At 72.4% G+C, this 17,331-nt stretch carries 14 protein-coding genes; 8 read left to right on the top strand and 6 right to left on the bottom strand.

From position 1 onward, the window contains the following. Positions 1-491: 491 nt before the first annotated feature. A complete protein-coding gene (locus ACFVWU_RS32510; RefSeq protein ID WP_387627557.1) occupies positions 492-941 on the top strand; it encodes a PTS glucose transporter subunit IIA in 450 nt (149 codons plus the stop codon). Between the two features lie 102 nt (positions 942-1,043). Next, complete coding sequence (gene ptsP / locus ACFVWU_RS32505; protein WP_387627556.1) at positions 1,044-2,714, top strand: phosphoenolpyruvate--protein phosphotransferase; 1,671 nt, start codon at positions 1,044-1,046, stop codon at positions 2,712-2,714. A gap of 100 nt (positions 2,715-2,814) precedes the next feature. Here ptsP and ACFVWU_RS32500 read toward each other — a convergent pair whose 3' ends face one another. From ACFVWU_RS32500 to ACFVWU_RS32490, 3 genes are all read right to left on the bottom strand, one after another. Continuing rightward, positions 2,815-4,878, bottom strand: coding sequence for an acetoacetate--CoA ligase (locus ACFVWU_RS32500; RefSeq protein WP_387627555.1), 2,064 nt, complete (start codon positions 4,876-4,878; stop codon positions 2,815-2,817). Between the two features lie 129 nt (positions 4,879-5,007). Beyond that, positions 5,008-5,556, bottom strand: coding sequence for an NUDIX domain-containing protein (locus ACFVWU_RS32495; RefSeq protein WP_387627553.1), 549 nt, complete (start codon positions 5,554-5,556; stop codon positions 5,008-5,010). Between the two features lie 50 nt (positions 5,557-5,606). Next, on the bottom strand, positions 5,607-6,539 hold the full coding sequence (locus ACFVWU_RS32490; protein ID WP_387627552.1) for an NUDIX domain-containing protein: 933 nt from the start codon (positions 6,537-6,539) through the stop codon (positions 5,607-5,609). Between the two features lie 162 nt (positions 6,540-6,701). Here ACFVWU_RS32490 and mmuM point away from each other — a divergent pair, with 162 nt between their 5' ends. From mmuM to ACFVWU_RS32465, 5 genes are all read left to right on the top strand, one after another. Further along, on the top strand, positions 6,702-7,706 hold the full coding sequence (gene mmuM, locus ACFVWU_RS32485; protein WP_387627551.1) for a homocysteine S-methyltransferase: 1,005 nt from the start codon (positions 6,702-6,704) through the stop codon (positions 7,704-7,706). Positions 7,707-7,870: 164 nt separating this feature from the next. Beyond that, positions 7,871-8,635: an IclR family transcriptional regulator gene (locus ACFVWU_RS32480; protein ID WP_387627549.1), complete on the top strand. Its 765-nt coding sequence runs from the start codon at positions 7,871-7,873 to the stop codon at positions 8,633-8,635. A 201-nt stretch (positions 8,636-8,836) separates the two neighbouring features. Beyond that, positions 8,837-9,655 (top strand): MIP/aquaporin family protein, encoded by an 819-nt coding sequence (locus tag ACFVWU_RS32475; RefSeq protein WP_387627547.1) that lies wholly within the window; start codon positions 8,837-8,839, stop codon positions 9,653-9,655. 115 nt (positions 9,656-9,770) lie between these two features. Then, positions 9,771-11,291, top strand: coding sequence for a glycerol kinase GlpK (gene glpK / locus ACFVWU_RS32470; protein WP_387627545.1), 1,521 nt, complete (start codon positions 9,771-9,773; stop codon positions 11,289-11,291). 174 nt (positions 11,292-11,465) lie between these two features. Beyond that, the gene (locus tag ACFVWU_RS32465) at positions 11,466-13,061 is read left to right on the top strand and encodes an FAD-dependent oxidoreductase (RefSeq protein ID WP_387627543.1); all 1,596 of its coding nucleotides are present in this window, start codon (positions 11,466-11,468) and stop codon (positions 13,059-13,061) included. Positions 13,062-13,225: 164 nt separating this feature from the next. On the opposite strand, the gene ACFVWU_RS32460 is transcribed toward ACFVWU_RS32465, so the two are convergent. Continuing rightward, on the bottom strand, positions 13,226-14,455 hold the full coding sequence (locus ACFVWU_RS32460; protein WP_387627541.1) for an amidohydrolase family protein: 1,230 nt from the start codon (positions 14,453-14,455) through the stop codon (positions 13,226-13,228). 76 nt (positions 14,456-14,531) lie between these two features. On the opposite strand from ACFVWU_RS32460, the gene ACFVWU_RS32455 reads away from it, so the two are divergent. Then, positions 14,532-15,155: a TetR/AcrR family transcriptional regulator gene (locus ACFVWU_RS32455; RefSeq protein ID WP_387627539.1), complete on the top strand. Its 624-nt coding sequence runs from the start codon at positions 14,532-14,534 to the stop codon at positions 15,153-15,155. A gap of 64 nt (positions 15,156-15,219) precedes the next feature. On the opposite strand, the gene ACFVWU_RS32450 is transcribed toward ACFVWU_RS32455, so the two are convergent. Both ACFVWU_RS32450 and ACFVWU_RS32445 read right to left on the bottom strand, forming a co-directional pair. Beyond that, positions 15,220-16,617, bottom strand: a complete 1,398-nt coding sequence (locus tag ACFVWU_RS32450; RefSeq protein ID WP_387627537.1) for a gluconate:H+ symporter — start codon at positions 16,615-16,617, stop codon at positions 15,220-15,222. Further along, positions 16,614-17,168, bottom strand: coding sequence for a gluconokinase (locus tag ACFVWU_RS32445; protein ID WP_387627535.1), 555 nt, complete (start codon positions 17,166-17,168; stop codon positions 16,614-16,616). Before ACFVWU_RS32445 ends, ACFVWU_RS32450 begins: the two co-directional genes overlap by 4 nt. Positions 17,169-17,331: the final 163 nt, after the last annotated feature.

The following is a 17,331-nucleotide window of genomic DNA, read 5'->3' as shown; positions in this document are numbered from 1 at the left end:
TGGCACGCTGTTGAGTTCTCAAGGAACGGACGCTTCCTTCGGACCGCCTTCCAGCGGGCCCTCCGGGCGCTTCGTTCTTTCGTGTTTCCAGCTTAGCAGATGTTTTCCGCTCCGTTTACCGGGGCTTTCTCCATCTGAAATCTGGTGTTAACCGCCGTGTTGCGGCGACTCGACCAACCATAGCGGGTCGCCAGTCGGAGCGCGAATCGGGGCGCGCCGGGGATCGCCCGGACGGCGGCATGATTTGTTGCTCTCGCGAGCATATACAGCAATGGTCCTGATTCGCCAAGATGCCTGTAGAGTGCGGCGCATCGGCTAAGAGGACTAGACCAGTCACGGGCCGATGGGACGCCGGCCGACAGGCGGGCGGGGCGCGGGTCTTCGCCCGAGAATGTCAGCAGATGTCCGAAGTTGGCATGATTTAGGCTTCAGTTGATCGTGTGCCGCATCGCGCGGCCGCTCGATGTATTGCGCACTTGGGAGGCACCACCATGACCACTGTGACGTCGCCGCTGACCGGCAAGGTCGTCGGGCTCGCCGGCGTGCCGGACCCGGTGTTCTCGGGTGCGATGGTCGGCCCGGGCACCGCGATCGACCCGGTTCGCGAGCCCACCGAGGCGGTCGCTCCGGTGGACGGCGTCGTCGTCTCCATGCACCCGCACGCCTTCGTCGTCGTGGACGCCGACGGCCACGGTGTGCTGACCCACCTCGGGATCGACACCGTGCAGCTGAACGGCGAGGGCTTCGAGCTGCTCGTCAACAAGGGCGACACGGTGGTGCGCGGTCAGGCCGTCATCCGCTGGGACCCGGCCGCCGTCGAGGCTGCGGGCAAGTCGCCGGTCTCGCCGATCGTGGCGCTGGAGGCCTCCCCCGACTCGCTCAGCGACGTGCGCGAGGCCGGCGAGGCCCAGGCCGGCGACAAGCTGTTCAGCTGGAGCTGACCTCTCAATCACCGACACACATCCGCCCCACCGGAGTTGACGGGCGGCTCGGCCTTCAGCGGCTCCCGGCGGGGCCGCTCCTCTCAGCGGAGAATCAGGTACATGCAGAAGACACTGCGCGGCGTGGGTGTCAGCCACGGGGTCGCGATCGGTCAGGTGCGGCACATGGGCACGGCGGTCCTGGAGCCCCCGACCACCCAGATTCCGACCGAGGACGCCCCGCGCGAGCAGGCGCGTGCCCAGGCCGCCGTCGAGGCGGTCGCCGCGGATCTGATCGCCCGCGGCAACCTGGCCGGCGGCGAGGCGCAGGCCGTGCTGGAGGCCCAGGCGCTGATGGCGCAGGACCCGGAGCTGATGGCCGACGTGTCCCGCCGGATCGCCGTCGGCAGCAGCGCCGAGCGCGGTGTGTACGACGCCTTCGCCGCCTACCGGGCGCTGCTCGCCTCCGCCGGGGAGTACCTGGCCGGTCGGGTCGCGGACCTCGACGACGTGCGCAACCGCATCGTGGCCCGGCTGCTGGGTGTGCCGATGCCGGGTGTGCCGGACAGCGACGAGCCGTACGTGCTGTTCGCGCGGGACCTGGCGCCGGCCGACACCGCGCTGCTGGACCCGACGTTGGTGCTCGGCTTCGTGACCGAGGAGGGCGGGCCGACCAGCCACAGCGCCATCCTGGCGCGGGCGATGGGCGTGCCGGCCGTGGTTGCGCTGCCGGGGGCGACGGACGTCGCCGAGGGCACCGTCGTCGCGGTGGACGGCAGCTCGGGCGACGTGCTGCTCGACCCGTCGCAGGAGAAGCAGGAGGAGCTGCGGGCGATCGCCGCCGAGCGCAAGGCCGCGCTGGCCGCCTCCTCCGGTCCGGGGCAGACCTCGGACGGGCACCGGGTACCGCTGCTGGCCAACGTGGGCGGTCCGGCGGACGTGCCGGCGGCGCTGGAGAACGGTGCCGAGGGCGTCGGCCTGTTCCGTACCGAGTTCCTGTTCCTGGACGACTCGGCGAAGGCTCCCAGCGAGGAGAAGCAGGTCGAGGCGTACCGCAAGGTGCTGGAGGCCTTCCCCGAGGGCCGGGTCGTGGTCCGAGTGCTCGACGCGGGCGCGGACAAGCCGCTGGACTTCCTGACCCCGGCCGACGAACCGAACCCGGCGCTGGGTGTGCGCGGTCTGCGGACGCTCCTCGAGCACCCGGAGGTGCTGCGCACCCAGCTGCAGGCGCTGGCCAAGGCGGCCGATGGCCTGCCGGTGCACCTTGAGGTGATGGCCCCGATGGTGGCCGACCGCAAGGACGCCAAGGACTTCGCGGCCGCTTGTCGCGAGGCCGGGCTGGTCGCCAAATTCGGTGCGATGGTGGAGATCCCGTCGGCCGCGCTGCGCGCCCGGTCGATCCTGCAGGAGGTCGAGTTCCTGTCGCTGGGCACCAACGACCTCGCGCAGTACGCCTTCGCGGCGGACCGCCAGGTCGGTGCGCTGGCCCGGCTGCAGGACCCGTGGCAGCCGGCGCTGCTGGACCTGATCGCCTCGGCCGCCGCGGCCGCGCAGGCGACGGGCAAGAGCTGCGGCGTCTGCGGTGAGGCGGCGTCGGACCCGCTGCTCGCCGTGGTGCTCACCGGCCTGGGCGTCACCAGCCTCTCCATGGGTGCGGCCTCGATCCCGTACGTGCGGACCACGCTGGCCAAGTACACCCTGGCGCAGTGCCGTCGGGCCGCTGAGGCCGCGCGGGCGGCGGACAGCGCCGAGGAGGCGCGGACCGCGGTGCAGCAGGTGCTCTCCGGCGAGTAGCTCCCCGGCGGGTAGGAGGACGGATGCGGGAAGGGGCGCTCCCCACCACTGCGGTGGGGAGCGCCCCTTCGGCGTTCCGCGGGCCGGTCGCGAGCGCCGGTCAGGCCTGGCGGTCGGCCCGGAGCTGCTCGAAGAAGCGCAGGTGGTCGATGTTGTCGACGGAGCCGGGGTTGACGGCCTTCTCCAGCGGGGTGCCGGAGAGGATGCGCTTGACCGGGACCTCGATGCGCTTGCCGGTGAGGGTGTGCGGGAGGCCGCGGACGGCGATGACCTCGTCGGGGACGTGGCGCGGGGAGAGTTCGGTGCGCAGAGAGGTGCGGATGCGGCCGATCAGCGTGTCGTCCAGTTCGGCGCCGGGGGCGAGCACCACGAACAGCGGCATCCAGTAACCGCCGTTGGGCTCCTCCAGGCCGATGACCAGGGATTCGGCGATCTCGGGGAGGCGCTCGACCACCTCGTAGATGTCCGAGGAGCCCATCCGGACGCCCTGGCGGTTGAGGGTGGAGTCGGAGCGGCCGTGGATGACGACGGTGCCGCGGGAGGTGACGGTGATCCAGTCGCCGTGGCGCCAGACACCGGGGTACATGTCGAAGTAGCTGTCGTGGAAGCGCGTTCCCTCGGGGTCGTTCCAGAAGCCGGTGGGCATGGACGGGAGGGGCTTGGTGACGACGAGTTCGCCGACGGCGTCGGTGAGCGGCCGGCCCTGGACGTCCCAGGACTCGACGGCGGCGCCGAGGCAGGGGGCCTGGATCTCACCGAGGTAGACGGGGAGGGTGGGGACGCCGCCGACGAAGCAGGAGCAGACGTCGGTGCCGCCGCTGACGGAGGCGAGCCAGACGTCCTCGCTGACCTCGTCGTAGATCCAGCGGAAGCCGTCCGGCGGGAGCGGGGAGCCGGTGGTGCCGATGCAGCGGACGGCGGAGAGGTCGAGGTCGCGGCCGGGGTGGAGGTCGGCCTTGCGGCTGGCGACGATGTAGGCGGCGGAGGTGCCGAGGACGGTGGCGCCGGTGCGGGCGGCGACGGACCACAGGGCGCCGGTGTCGGGGTGGCCGGGGCTGCCGTCGTAGGTGACGATCGTGGACCCGACCAGGAGGCCGGCCACGAGGAAGTTCCACATCATCCAGCCGGTCGAGGTGTACCAGAAGAAGCGGTCCTGGGGGCCGAGGCCGAGGTGGAGGCCGACCTGCTTGAGGTGCTCGACGAGGATGCCGCCCTGGCTCTGCACGATGGGCTTGGGCAGGCCGGTGGTGCCGGAGGAGTAGAGCACCCAGAGCGGGTGGTCGAACGGGAGCTGCGCGAACTCCGGTTCGCCGTCCGGCCCTTGGACCGGACCGGAGACGAGGTTGGCCCAGTCGAGGGCGCCCTCGGGGGCCGGTCCGCCGAGCAGCGGGACGTGGACGACGGTGCGCAGCGAGGGCAGTTCGCGGCGCAGCTCGGCGACGACGTCGGTGCGGTCGTGGGCCTTGCCGCCGTAGTGGTAGCCGTCGACGGCGATCAGGACGTCGGGTTCGAGCTGCTGGAAGCGGTCGAGCACGCTGCGGGCGCCGAAGTCGGGGGCGCAGGAGGTCCAGACGGCGCCGACGGCGTTGGTGGCGAGGAGGGCGACGACGGCCTGCGGGATGTTGGGCAGATAGGCGGCGACGCGGGAGTGCGGGCCGATGCCCTGGGCGCGCAGGGCGGCGGCGAGGGCGAGGACCTGGCGGCGCAGCTCGGCCCAGCTGGTCGGGACCGGGTGCTCGTCGGTCTCGTCGAGGTGGAGGATGGCGGGCTGGTCGGCGTTGGCCGGGTCCTCGGCGTGGCGCAGGACGTGCTCGGCGTAGTTGAGGCGGGCGCCGGGGAACCACTGCGAGCCGGTGCGGGTCTCGTCGGCGAGGAGGGCGTCGGGCATCCGGGGGTCGGCGAGGACCGCCTCGGGGGCCTGGGTGAAGCGGACGTCGAACCACTGGGTGACGGCGGTCCAGAAGCGGTCGAGATCGGCGGTGGACCAGGCGTGCAGGTCGGCGTAGCGCTGGGCGGCCTGCTGGTCGTCGTCGGCCGGCGCGAGCGGGGCGGCCGGGGCGCCGTGGTGTTCGGCGGCCCAGGCCTGGAAGGCCACCAGACTGGTGGCGGCGGCGCGAGCGGGGTTCGGGCGCCAGAGCGGCTGGTCCTGCGGTGGGGTGCTCACGGTGGTGGTCTCCCGGCCGGTGGTGGGGACGGGAGAGCTCGTGGCCAACCCGTCCGGTTGGGCTGTCGGTGCAGACCATGCCATGTGATCGCCCGCCGCGCCAGGGTCGGCCGGTGGCGGCCCGAGCGCCTAGCTCTGGGTGAACTCGCCGTCGAACCAGCGGCGGAGGATGCCGTTGTGGAAGTCCCAGACGAGCGGGGTGTCGGCGGTGGCGAGCAGCCAGCCGTCGGTCTCGTCGGTGGGGCGCGAGGGCGGGAGGTCGCTGAGCGGGCGGGCGGGGAGGAGTCCGCAGAGCATGACGAAGCGACCGTTGGGGTCGGAGGCCATGTGGATCAGCGTGACCTCGGCCGGGTCGGCCGAAATGCCCGTCTCCTCGCACAGTTCACGCACGCAGGCCTGCTGCCAGCTCTCGCCGTAGTCCATGTAGCCGCCGGGGAAGGCGAGTTGGCCGTAGCCGGGTTCGATGGTGCGGCGGATGACGACCAGCGCGGGGTCGGCGTCGGGGCGGGTGACGGGGAGGACGGCGACCGCGACGGGCAGCGGGTTGCGGTAGCTGATCTCGGCGCAGCCGGGGCAGGTGCGGGGCCAGGCGTCGGTGCCGGGCGGGTAGGCGGTCCCGCAGAAGTGGCAGTGGGAGAAGGGCCGGTGGACGGTCTGGGTCGCTTCGTCAGTGGTCATGGCCGGATCGTAGCCCTGTTCGTCAACGGCGTTCCCCGGGGTCGGGGTGGTCAGTGGGCCCAGCCGTCGCGCGGGGCGGCGTCGCTCGGCGGCTCTTCGCGGGTGGGGCGGAGCAGGGCGGGGTGGAGCAGTCGGGCGTCGCCGGCGTGGTAGGTGCGGGCGCGGGGGCCGCCCCGGGCACCGCCGCGTTCGGTGGTGGCGCCGGTGCTCTCGACGAAGCCGGGGACGGAGAGCACCTTGCGGTGGAAGTTGCCGGGGTGGAGCTTCTCGTCCCAGACGGCCTCGTAGACGGCGCGCAGGTCGGGGATGGTGAAGTCGTACGGCAGGAAGGCGGTGGCGAGCGGGCTGTACTCGAACTTGGCGCGGACCCGGTCGAGGCCGTCGGTGAGGATGCGGGCGTGGTCGAAGGCGAGGGTGATCGGGCGGGGTCCGGTGTGCCCGTCGACGCCACCCCCGTGGGTGTCGACGGGCACACCGGTGGCTGGAGTGGAACCGCAGGACCGCGGGCCCAGGTCGAGGTCGGCGACCGGGTGCCAGGCGGCGGCCGCGGCGTCCGTCCCGGCCTGGGGGTCGGGCAGGTCGGGGGCGAAGGCGAGGTAGGCGACGGAGACGACGTGCATGCGCGGATCCCGCTCGGGGGCGCCGTAGGTGCCGAGCTGTTCCAGGTGCAGGCGGCAGAGCCGGGCCTCGACCTCGGAGGCGCCCTGCAGGCCCGTCTCCTCGGCGAGCTCGCGGGCCGCGGCTTCGTCCAGGCTCTCCTCCCCCGCGCGCAGGAAACCGCCGGGCAGCGCCCAGCACCCCTGGTAGGGCGGCGCGCCGCGCTCGACCAGCAGCACGTGCAGGTTGCCTCGCCGCAGCGTCAGGGCGACGACGTCGACGGTGACGGCGATGGGGGCGTAGGCGCGCGGGTCGTACGCGGCGAGCCACTCCTGCTCGGCCGCGGGCCCTGCGCCGGGCCGGGGGGACGGTTCGTCGACTGCCATCGCGGGCTCCTCTCCGCGCTCTCCAGGGCACCTGGTGCCGTCGTTCTCGGTCTGAGCACAACGTAACGACTGCCTTCCCCGGCGGCAAATGGTTTTCCCGCTCGGCGGGTGCCTCCGGCTTCTAGGCTGTGACCAGGACGGACCGCTCCCGAGGAGGCCCCGATGCCCATTGCTCCCCCGCCGGACTTCGCCGCGGCGCTGGCGGCCGGTCCCCTGGTGCTGGACGGCGGGATGTCGAACCAGTTGGCGGCGGCCGGGCACGACCTGTCGGACGAGCTGTGGTCGGCGCGGCTGCTCGCGGACGACCCGGAGGCGGTGGTGGCGGCACACCGGGCGTACTTCGCGGCCGGGGCCGACGTCGCGATCACGGCGAGCTACCAGGCGAGCTTCGAGGGCTTCGCCCGGCGCGGGGTGAGGCACACGGACGCGGCGCGACTGATGGCGAGCAGTGTGGAGCTGGCCCGGGAGGCGGCGCGGGCCGAGCCGGGCGGGCGGCGGCGCTGGGTGGCGGCCTCGGTGGGCCCGTACGGGGCGGTGCTGGCGGACGGTTCGGAGTACCGGGGGCGGTACGGGCTGAGCACGGCGGAGCTGGTGGCCTTCCACCGGCCGCGGCTGGAGGTGCTGGCCGCAGCCCGGCCGGACGTGCTGGCGCTGGAGACGGTGCCGGACACGGAGGAGGCGCGGGCGCTGCTGGCGCTGGTGCGCGAGCTGGAGGTGCCGGCCTGGCTGTCGTACAGCGTGGCGGGCGACCGGACCCGGGCCGGACAGCCGCTGGCGGAGGCCTTCGCGCTGGCCGCGGAGGTGGACGAGGTGGTGGCGGTGGGCGTCAACTGCTGCACGCCGCAGGACGCGGACCGGGCGGTGGCGCTGGCCGCCGAGGTGACCGGTAAGCCGGTGGCGGTCTATCCGAACAGCGGGGAGGAGTGGGACGCCGACCGCCGGGGCTGGCGCGGGGAGCCGACCTTCCGCTCGGCCCGGGTGGGCGGCTGGCTGGCGGACGGTGCTCGGCTGGTCGGCGGCTGCTGCCGGGTCGGGCCGGACGGGATCGCCGCGCTGGCGGCCGAGGTGGCGGTGCGGCGGGGACTCATGAGCGAGCGGAGCGAGCGAACCGATCAGAGGCACGCGTGGGCGAATGCCCCTGCCGAGCGAAGCGAGGCGGGCGCATGAGTGGTCTGGAGGGCTAGAAGCCGATCGAAGGGCCAGGGAGGTTAACACCCGGCCGAGTACGGGTTACCGAGGGGGAAGGTGCACGGACGGACGGCGGCCTGGCAGACTCGTCCCGTCATCACTGCGGTCGACATTGTCGACCGCCTGTCAGCGCGGAGGTACCCATGCCCGGCCCGATCCAGTCGCTATCCCGGGCCGCCGCGATCATGCGCCTGCTGGCGGGCGGTGAGCGTCGGCTGGGCCTGTCCGAGGTCGCGACGGCGCTGGACCTCGCCAAGGGGACCGCGCACGGCATCCTGCGCACGCTCCAGCAGGAGGGGTTCGTCGAGCAGGACCCGGACAGCGGCAAGTACCAGCTGGGCGCCGAGCTGCTGCGGCTCGGCCAGAGCTACCTGGACGTGCACGAGCTGCGGGCGCGGGCGCTGGTGTGGGCGGACGACCTGGCCAGGGCGGCCGGGGAGACCGTGTACCTGGGGGTGCTGCACCAGCAGGGGGTGCTGATCGTGCACCACGTGTTCCGGCCCGACGACACCCGGCAAGTGCTGGAGGTCGGTTCGATGCAGCCGCTCCACAGCACCGCGCTCGGCAAGGTGCTGGTGGCCTACGACCCGGTCGCGCGTGGGGAGTTGGGCGACGGGCCGTACGAGCCGTACACCCTGCGGACGTTGACCGAGGCGACCGACCTGGACGCCGAGTGCGCGCTGATCCGCGAGCGCGGCTGGGCGGACTCGATCGAGGAGACCTGGGAGGGCGTGGCCTCGATCGGCGCGCTGATCCAGGACCGGCGGCGCAACCCGGTGGGCGCGGTGTGCGTCAACGGGCCGGTGGAACGGGTCTGCGAGGACGGCTTCGTGAAGCCCTCGCTGGTCGCCTCGGTGCGCAGCGCGGCGCGCGCGATCTCGCGCGATCTGGGTGCCGGGCGCTTCTGAGCACAGCAGTCGAATCGTCACGCTGAGGCGCGGACGGGCGGTAGCCCTGTCCGCGCCTTGGCGTTTTGTCCCGATTCAGGGCGCTCCGCTGGGTAACTTCGTGGGACCCGTCGAGGGAAGGGTCACAGCTGCGTAACCCCGCCTTGACGTGGGGCCGACCTGGGGAGGAAGCTTCCGCATGACGGTCGACATTGTCGAACGATGGCCGGGAAGATCACTCCCACAGCGCGCTCACCCGCACAGGGATCGACCGGCCGCCTGCCCCCACCCGCACCTCCGGGCCATGACAAGGGAGTCTTTGTGTCCGCGTTCTCCAATGGCGACGTTTTCGTCGGCGAAACCCTCGGCACCGCCGCCCTGATACTCCTCGGCGGTGGCGTCTGCGCCGCCGTGACCCTCAAGAAGTCGAAGGCCCTCAACGCCGGTTGGCTGGCGATCACCTTCGGCTGGGGCTTCGCGGTCCTCATCGCCGCCTACATGACCGGCGCGAAGTCCGGCGCCCACCTCAACCCGGCCGTCACCATCGCGCTCGCGGTCAAGAGCGGCGACTGGAGCCAGGTGCCGCTCTACATCGGCTCCCAGATGCTCGGCGCGATGATCGGCGCCACGCTCGTCTGGCTCACCTACCTCGGCCAGTTCCAGGCCAACGAGGAGCCCACCCTCGGCATCTTCTCGACCGGGCCCGAGATCCGGAACCCGATCCAGAACGTGATCACCGAGGTCATCGGCACCTTCGTGCTCTGCATGGCGATCCTCACCCTCGGCACCACCAAGGGCCTGGGTGACAGCGGCATGGGCACCCTGATCGTGGCCCTGACCGTCGTCGGCATCGGCCTCTCCCTCGGTGGCCCGACCGGCTACGCCATCAACCCGGCCCGTGACCTCGGCCCGCGCATCATGCACTCGATCCTGCCGATCCCGAACAAGGGCAGCTCCGACTGGTCCTACGCCTGGATCCCGGTCGTCGGCCCGATCCTGGGCGGCCTCGCGGCCGGCGGCGTGTACAACGCCCTCTTCTAAAGGCCGGGTTGGAACCCGCCGAGCACGGGGACTGACCGGACGAGCGTGCATCGAACGTCCGTGTCAGACCCACCCACCCCGTAATCCCCCCGAACTTGAGCCGAGGACCCTCCACATGACCTCCACTGGCAACTACATCGCCGCGATCGACCAGGGCACCACCTCCAGCCGCTGCATCATCTTCGGCGCCGACGGCCGGATCGTCGCCGTCGACCAGCAGGAGCACCGGCAGATCTTCCCCCAGCCCGGTTACGTCGAGCACGACGCCACCGAGATCTGGACCCGGGTCCAGTCGGTCGTCCGCGGCGCGCTGGAGAAGGCCGGCCTGACCAAGGACGACATCCGCGCCATCGGCATCACCAACCAGCGCGAGACCACCGTCCTGTGGGACAAGCACACCGGCGAGCCGGTGCACAACGCGCTGGTGTGGCAGGACACCCGCACCGAGGCGCTCTGCCGCGAGCTGGGCCGCAACGTCGGCCAGGACCGCTTCCGCCGCGAGACCGGCCTCCCGCTGGCCAGCTACTTCGCCGGCCCGAAGATCCGCTGGCTGCTGGACAACGTCGAGGGCCTGCGCGAGCGCGCCGAGGCCGGCGACATCCTGTTCGGCACCATGGACACCTGGGTGATCTGGAACCTCACCGGCGGTGTCAACGGCGGCAAGCACGTCACCGACGTGACCAACGCCAGCCGCACCATGCTGATGAACCTGAAGACGCTGGCCTGGGACGAGAGCATCGCCGAGTCGATGGGCGTGCCGATGGCCGTCCTGCCGGAGATCCGGTCCTCCGCCGAGGTGTACGGCGAGGCCGTCGGCGACCTGGCCGGCGTCCCGGTCGCCTCCGCGCTCGGCGACCAGCAGGCCGCGCTGTTCGGCCAGACCTGCTTCGACGAGGGCGAGGCCAAGTCGACCTACGGCACCGGCACCTTCCTGCTGCTGAACACCGGCGAGAAGATCGTCAACTCGTACCACGGCCTGCTGACCACGGTCGGCTACCGGATCGGCGACCAGGCCCCGGTGTACGCGCTGGAGGGTTCGATCGCCGTCACCGGCTCGCTCGTCCAGTGGTTGCGCGACCAGCTCGGCATCATCTCCACCGCCGCCGAGATCGAGACCCTCGCCAACACGGTCGAGGACAACGGCGGCGCCTACTTCGTCCCGGCCTTCTCCGGCCTGTTCGCCCCGTACTGGCGCTCCGACGCCCGCGGTGTGATCGCCGGTCTGACCCGGTACGTCACCAAGGGCCACCTGGCCCGGGCCGTCCTGGAGGCCACCGCCTGGCAGACCCGCGAGGTCGTCGACGCCATGCAGAAGGACTCCGGGGTCGAGCTCACCGCCCTCAAGGTCGACGGCGGCATGACCAGCAACAACCTGCTCATGCAGAACATCGCCGACGTCCTGGACGCCCCGGTCGAGCGCCCGTACGTGGCCGAGACCACCGCCCTCGGCGCCGCCTACGCGGCCGGTCTCGCCGTCGGCTTCTGGAACGACCTCGACACCCTGCGGGCCAACTGGCACCGCGCCGCCGAGTGGACCCCGCGCATGGACGAGGCCACCCGCGAGCGTGAGTACAAGAAGTGGCTCAAGGCCGTGGAGCGCACCATGGGCTGGGTGGAGGAGGACGAGAACAACTGACCGACCAGCCGGTCGGGGCAACGCGCCCCGACCGGCCGCCCGCTGTTCCGGCAACGGGTGTCACCGCGTTTAACCGGCCCGCCGCACCGGGCCGACCGGCCTCTCCCGCAGGGGCCGCACCGCACACGAGAGGAGTAACGGCGCCGCCCGACCAGCGCGCCGTACACAACCACCATGGCAACCATCCCGACCCTGGGCGCCGAGCGCACCGCCGGCCGCACCGCCTCCCGCGCCGAGACCCGCGAGCTGCTCGGCAAGGCCACCTACGACCTGCTGGTGATCGGGGGCGGCATCCTCGGCACGGCCGTCGCCTGGACCGCGTCCCAGGCCGGCCTGAAGGTCGCCATGGTCGACGCCGGCGACTTCGCCGGCGCCACGTCCAGCGCCTCGTCCAAGCTCGTCCACGGCGGTCTGCGCTACCTGCAGACCGGCGCGGTCAAGCTGGTGGCGGAGAACCACAAGGAGCGCCGCGCGCTCTCCACCGACGTGGCCCCGCACCTGGTCAACCCGCTGACCTTCTTCGTGCCGGTCTACAAGGGCGGCCCGCACGGCGCGGCCAAGCTCGGCGCCGGCGTGTTCCTGTACTCGGCGCTGTCCGCCTTCCGCGACGGCATGGGCCGGGTCTCCACCGCCGCGCACGCCGCCCAGCAGGTGCCCGCGCTGCGCACCGAGGGCCTGCGCTCGGTGGCCGTCTACGGCGACCACCAGATGAACGACTCGCGCGTCGCGGTGATGACCGTGCGCGCCGCGGTCGACGCCGGCGCCGTGGTGCTCAACCACGCCGAGGTCACCGGGCTGCGCTTCACCGCCGGCCGGGTCACCGGCGCCGAGGTGCGCGACCGCCTGGACGGCGACGAGTTCGGCATCAACGCCCGCCTGGTGCTCAACGCCACCGGCCCGTGGGTGGACCACCTGCGCACGATGGAGGACGCCGGCGCCGCGCCGTCGATCCGCCTCTCCAAGGGCGCGCACGTCGTGGTCAAGCGCCGTTCCCCGTGGCGCGCCGCGCTGACCATCCCGATCGACAAGTACCGCGTCTCCTTCGCCATCCCGTGGGAGGACCACGTCCTGCTCGGCACCACCGACGAGGAGTACACCGGCGACCCGAAGGACGTCCGGGCCACCGACGCGGACATCGACCAGATCATGGGCGAGGCCGCGCACGCGATCCGCGACGAGCACCTCGACCGCGACCTGATCACCTACGCCTTCGCCGGCCTGCGCGTGCTGCCGGGCGGCCCGGGCGACACCGCCGCCGCCAAGCGCGAGACGGTCGTCACCGAGGGCCGCGGCGGCATGCTGTCGGTCTCCGGCGGCAAGTGGACCACCTACCGTCACATCGGCCGCACCGTGCTGGAGAAGCTGGCCCACGTGCCCGGCACCAGCCTCGCCGAGGACATGTCCCCGATCGCCCCGACCGTGCCGCTGCCGGGCGTCGGCGCTCCGAACGCGGTGGCCCACCGCCTGCTGATCGACCGTGAGCCGGGCTCGCGGATGGAGCCGCTGGTGGCCAAGCACCTGGCCAGCCACTACGGCACCCTCTCCTTCGAGATCGCCCGCATGATCGACGAGAACCCGGAGCTCGGCCGGCCGATCCACGAGGACGGGCCGGACGTCTGGGCGCAGGTCGCGTACGCGGCCGACAGCGAGTGGGCGTACACGGCGGACGACGTGCTGCGTCGCCGTACCACCATGACGGTCCGCGGGCTGGACACGCCGGAGATCCGGGCCGAGGTCGAGGCCTTCCTCGCGAAGCGCGGAACCAAGTAAACACAGCCTCGCGAAGCGCGGAACCAAGTAGGCACAGCCTCGCGAAGCGTGGAGCCAAGTAAGCACGGCCTGGCGGAGCGCGCGGGTAGGTAGGCGCAAGGTCTGGCAAGCAACTCGCTGGTGACGGGCGGGCGTTCGGGTTTCCGAGCGCCCGCCCGTCGTCGTCATACGACGGCGCCCGCCTTGATGACGTGCTTCAGGTGGCGGCCGGGGCGGGTGAGGACGGTGAGGTCGTCCAGGGGGTCGCCGTCGACGACGAGGAGGTCGGCGTGGGCACCCGGGGCCAGGGTGCCGATCTCCCCCGCCATGCCGAGCAGCCGTGCCGCCGTCGTGGTGGCCGAGCGGAGTACGTCGGCGGGCGGCTGGACCTCTGCGCGGAGCGTGAACTCCTCCAACTGCGCCGGGTGCAGCGGACCCAGCAGGTCGCTGCCGTACACCAGGTTGACGCCCGCGCGGTGGGCGCGCTCCAGGGCGGCCAGGCCCTGGTCCCGGACCTCGGCCAGCTTGCCGAGGGAGGACGGCGGCAGGCCGGAGCCGGCGCCGAGCCCGGCCGTCTGCGCGTACGCGACCAGCGTGGGCACCAGGAACGCGTCCTTCTCCAGCAGCAGCCCGATGTTGGCGTCGTCCAGCAGGTTGCCGTGCTCGACGCAGCGCACCCCGGCCCGCAGCGCGCGGTCGATCGCGCGCGGATGGTAGGCGTGCACGGTGACGTAGCGGTTGTGGTTCTCCGCCTCCTCGACGGCCGCCCGGATCTCCTCCTCGCTGTACTGGACGGCGGCGATCTCGTCGTGCGGGGAGGCGACGCCGCCGGAGAGCAGGACCTTCAGGTGGGCGGCGCCCTTGCGGAACTCGTCCCGGGCGGCGGCGCGGACGGCGTCCACGCCGTCGGCGATCCGGCCGAAGTCGGGGCGGGACTCGCAGCAGGGCACCGAGTCGTCCCCGAGCGGGCGCAGGTCACCGTGGCCGCCGGTCTGGGAGAGCGCCTTGCCACCGAAGATCAGCCGCGGACCGAGCGCCAAGCCCTCGTCCAGGGCCCGGGCCATGCCGTGGTCGGCGCCGCCCACGTCGCGGACGGTGGTGAAACCGCGGCGCAGCATCCGCTCGGCCTCGGCGAGGGCCCGGACGGTGAGGTAACCAGGGGTCCAGTTCGCCACCGCGGCGAGGTCGAGGGTCGTGACCAACAGGTGGACGTGGGCGTCGATCAGGCCGGGCAGGACGGTGGCGCCCGCGGCGTCCAGGACCCGGACGCCCTCGGCGGCGGCGGGCGGGCGGCCGGTGCCGGTGGCGGCGATCCGGCCGTCGGCGGCCTCGATCCAGCCCCGGTCGGTCCGGGTGCCGTCCTCGGGGTGGAGCAGGTGGGCGTTGGTGATCAGCAGCCGGGTCGGTCGGGTCATGGCGGTTGTCCCCTCCAGTTCAGTACGGGCCGTATTGAATACGACTCGTACTGAATACACCATGTATCGTTCTCCCGTGAACCCACCCCCGGCCGAGACCGCCGCTCCCCGACCGCCCCGCCGCCGTGTCCACACCCGGGCCCGGCTGCTCGCCGCGGCGAGCGAGCTCTTCCTCACCGTCGGCTTCGGGCGCACCAGCATCGAGGACGTCTGCGCCGCGGCCGGCTACACCCGCGGGGCCTTCTACTCGAACTTCGCCGGCAAGGAGGACCTGCTGCTGGCGCTCTTCGACGACCAGGCGGCCGCACGGATGGCCGAGCTGGAGAAACTGGCCGCCGCCTGCGAGGCACTGGCGCCGCAGGAGCGGGCCCGACTGCTGGTCGAAGCGCTGCTGCGGGTCGAGCCCGCGGAGACCGGGTGGATCCTGCTGTTCCTGGAGTTCCGGCTGGTCGCGGCCCGGTCCGAGGCGCTGGCCGAGCAGGTCGCCGCACACGACCGGACGCTGGTGCGGGCAGCGGCGGACGTCCTGGAGCGGGCGCTGCCCGAGCTGGTGCCCCCGGGGGCGAGTGCCCGGCAGGCGGCGGCGGTGATCCTGGCGGCGCGCGAGGGCCTGCTGGCCCGTACGGCGGCGGGCGGCGCGGTCGCGGACGAACTGCTGGAGGCGACGACGGCGGTCCTGTCGGGGCTGCTGGGGCACTGACGGAACGCCGAAGGGGCGGCACCCGTACGGTACGGGTGCCGCCCCTTCGTGCGCGCCTCGCGGGCTAGATGATCAGGCTCAGCGGCAGGATGAGGGCTATCGCGACCACCGAGATCACCGTCTCCATCACCGACCAGGACTTCAGCGTCTGCCCGACGCTCATCCCGAAGTACTCCTTCACCAGCCAGAAGCCGGCGTCGTTGACGTGCGAGAGGAACAGCGAACCGGCGCCGACCGCGAGCACCAGCAGCGCCGAGTGGGTCGAGGACATGGAGGCGGCGAGCGGGGAGACGATGCCGGCCGCGGTGATGGTGGCGACCGTCGCCGAGCCGGTGGCCAGGCGGATCAGCACCGCGATCAGCCAGCCCAGCAGCAGCCCCGAGATGTGCCACTGGCTCGACCAGTGGCTGACCATGTCGCCGACGCCCACGTCGATCAGGGTCTGCTTGAAGCCGCCGCCCGCGCCGACGATGAACACGATGCCCGCGATCGGGCCGAGCGACCTGCCGACGGTCTCGGAGATCCGGGCCTTGTCGAAGCCGGCCGCCTTGCCGAGGGTGAGCATGGCGAGCAGGGTCGCGGCGAGCAGCGCGATCAGCGGGGAGCCGATGAAGTCGAACACCCGCTGGCCCATCGCCTTCGGGTCGTCGATCACCACGTCGGCCAGGGCCTTGCCGAGCATCAGCACGACCGGCAGCAGGATGGTCGCCAGCACCGCGCCGAAGGACGGAGTGCGCTCGCGCTTGACCGTCTCCTCGGGCGCGATGGCGGTCGGGATCTCCAGCGGGCCCACCCAGCGCTCCGCCACCCGGGCGAACAGCGGACCGGCGATGACCAGGGTCGGGATCGCGATCAGCAGACCGAGCGCCAGGGTGACGCCGAGGTCGGCCTTCAGGGCGTCGATGGCCACCAGCGGACCCGGGTGCGGGGGAACGAGGCCGTGCAGCACCGACAGGCCGGCCAGGGCCGGAATGCCGACCCGCAGCAGCGGCACGTTGCCGCGGCGGGCGACCAGCAGCACGATCGGGATCAGCAGGACGACGCCGACCTCGAAGAACAGCGGTAGGCCGAGCACGGCGGCGATCAGCGCCATCGCCCAGGGCAGCGCCTTGTTGCCGGTCCGGGACAGCACGGTGTCCGCGATGATGTTGGCGCCGCCCGAGTCCGCGAGCAGCTTGCCGAGCATCGCGCCCAGGCCGATCAGCAGACCGACGCTGGCCACGGTGGAGCCGAAGCCCGTCGAGAAGCTGCTCAGCAGCTTGTCGAAGGGCGCGCCCGCGATGGCGGCCAGCAGGCCGGAGCCGATCGTCAGGGCGAGGAAGGGGTGCAGCTTCAGCTTGGTGATCGCCAGCACGATCGCACCGATGCTGACCAGCACCGCGATCAGCAGCTGGGAGTTGCTGCCGGTGTGGGGCAGGGCCGGTGGGGCGGCCGCCAGGAGGAGGGTGGGGGCATTACTCACGCGAGGTCTCCATTGACGGGCCGCAGCAGTACCACGGCCTTCTCGACGAGTTCTTCGGGGGACGGGCCCACGTCCAGGACGGCGCCGCGCTCGTCCGCGCCCAGGGGTTCCAGGACGGCGTACTGGGAGCCGAGCAGCGACGCCGGCATGAAGTGGCCGGTGCGGTGGGAGAGCCGGTCCTCGACCAGCTCGTGCCCGCCGCTGAGGTGCAGGAAGAAGGCATCCGGGGCGTCCACGCGCAGGATGTCGCGGTAGCCGTGCTTCAGCGCCGAGCAGGTGACCACGCCGCCGGTGCCGGCCTCGGTGCGCTCCTTGAGCCAGGCGCCGATGGCGCGCAGCCAGGGCTCGCGGTCCTGGTCGTCCAGCGGGATGCCGGCGGACATCTTGGCGATGTTCGCCGGCGGGTGGAAGTCGTCCGCCTCGGCGAAGGGGAGATCGAGGCGGTCGGCCAGGAGGCGGGCCAGGGTCGTCTTGCCGACGCCGGAGACGCCCATCACCACGACGGTGAGGGGTGCGACCGGGTGGTCGTGGTTCTCGACGCTGAGAGCCATGGGTGGTGCTCCTTCGTTGCAGGCCGCCACTATCGCTTCAAAGATATGACGTATTCAAGTGCCAGAAACCAAATCGTCATACTTTTACTTCCCTGGGGGCGGGGCCTGGGAAGCGGGGGGTGCCCACGGCGCCGGGGGTGGGCGGGGCCCGGGCCGGGGCGTC

This window comes from Kitasatospora sp. NPDC058190 (assembly GCF_042883685.1).
In the GTDB taxonomy this organism is placed as follows: domain Bacteria; phylum Actinomycetota; class Actinomycetes; order Streptomycetales; family Streptomycetaceae; genus Kitasatospora.
The sequence above is the reverse complement of the archived record's forward strand: the minus strand, read 5'-3'. Positions and strand labels throughout refer to the sequence as shown.

What these genes read in the sequence shown, in the direction of transcription:
- ACFVWU_RS32475 (WP_387627547.1), top strand. Translation starts at nt 8,837, where the DNA reads ATGGCCGGGAAGATCACTCCCACAGCGCGCTCACCCGCACAGGGATCG.
- glpK (WP_387627545.1), top strand. Translation starts at nt 9,771, where the DNA reads ATGACCTCCACTGGCAACTACATCGCCGCGATCGACCAGGGCACCACC.
- ACFVWU_RS32465 (WP_387627543.1), top strand. Translation starts at nt 11,466, where the DNA reads ATGGCAACCATCCCGACCCTGGGCGCCGAGCGCACCGCCGGCCGCACC.
- ACFVWU_RS32480 (WP_387627549.1), top strand. Translation starts at nt 7,871, where the DNA reads ATGCCCGGCCCGATCCAGTCGCTATCCCGGGCCGCCGCGATCATGCGC.
- ACFVWU_RS32490 (WP_387627552.1), bottom strand. Translation starts at nt 6,539, where the DNA reads ATGGCAGTCGACGAACCGTCCCCCCGGCCCGGCGCAGGGCCCGCGGCC.
- ACFVWU_RS32460 (WP_387627541.1), bottom strand. Translation starts at nt 14,455, where the DNA reads ATGACCCGACCGACCCGGCTGCTGATCACCAACGCCCACCTGCTCCAC.
- ACFVWU_RS32495 (WP_387627553.1), bottom strand. Translation starts at nt 5,556, where the DNA reads ATGACCACTGACGAAGCGACCCAGACCGTCCACCGGCCCTTCTCCCAC.
- mmuM (WP_387627551.1), top strand. Translation starts at nt 6,702, where the DNA reads ATGCCCATTGCTCCCCCGCCGGACTTCGCCGCGGCGCTGGCGGCCGGT.
- ACFVWU_RS32510 (WP_387627557.1), top strand. Translation starts at nt 492, where the DNA reads ATGACCACTGTGACGTCGCCGCTGACCGGCAAGGTCGTCGGGCTCGCC.
- ptsP (WP_387627556.1), top strand. Translation starts at nt 1,044, where the DNA reads ATGCAGAAGACACTGCGCGGCGTGGGTGTCAGCCACGGGGTCGCGATC.
- ACFVWU_RS32445 (WP_387627535.1), bottom strand. Translation starts at nt 17,168, where the DNA reads ATGGCTCTCAGCGTCGAGAACCACGACCACCCGGTCGCACCCCTCACC.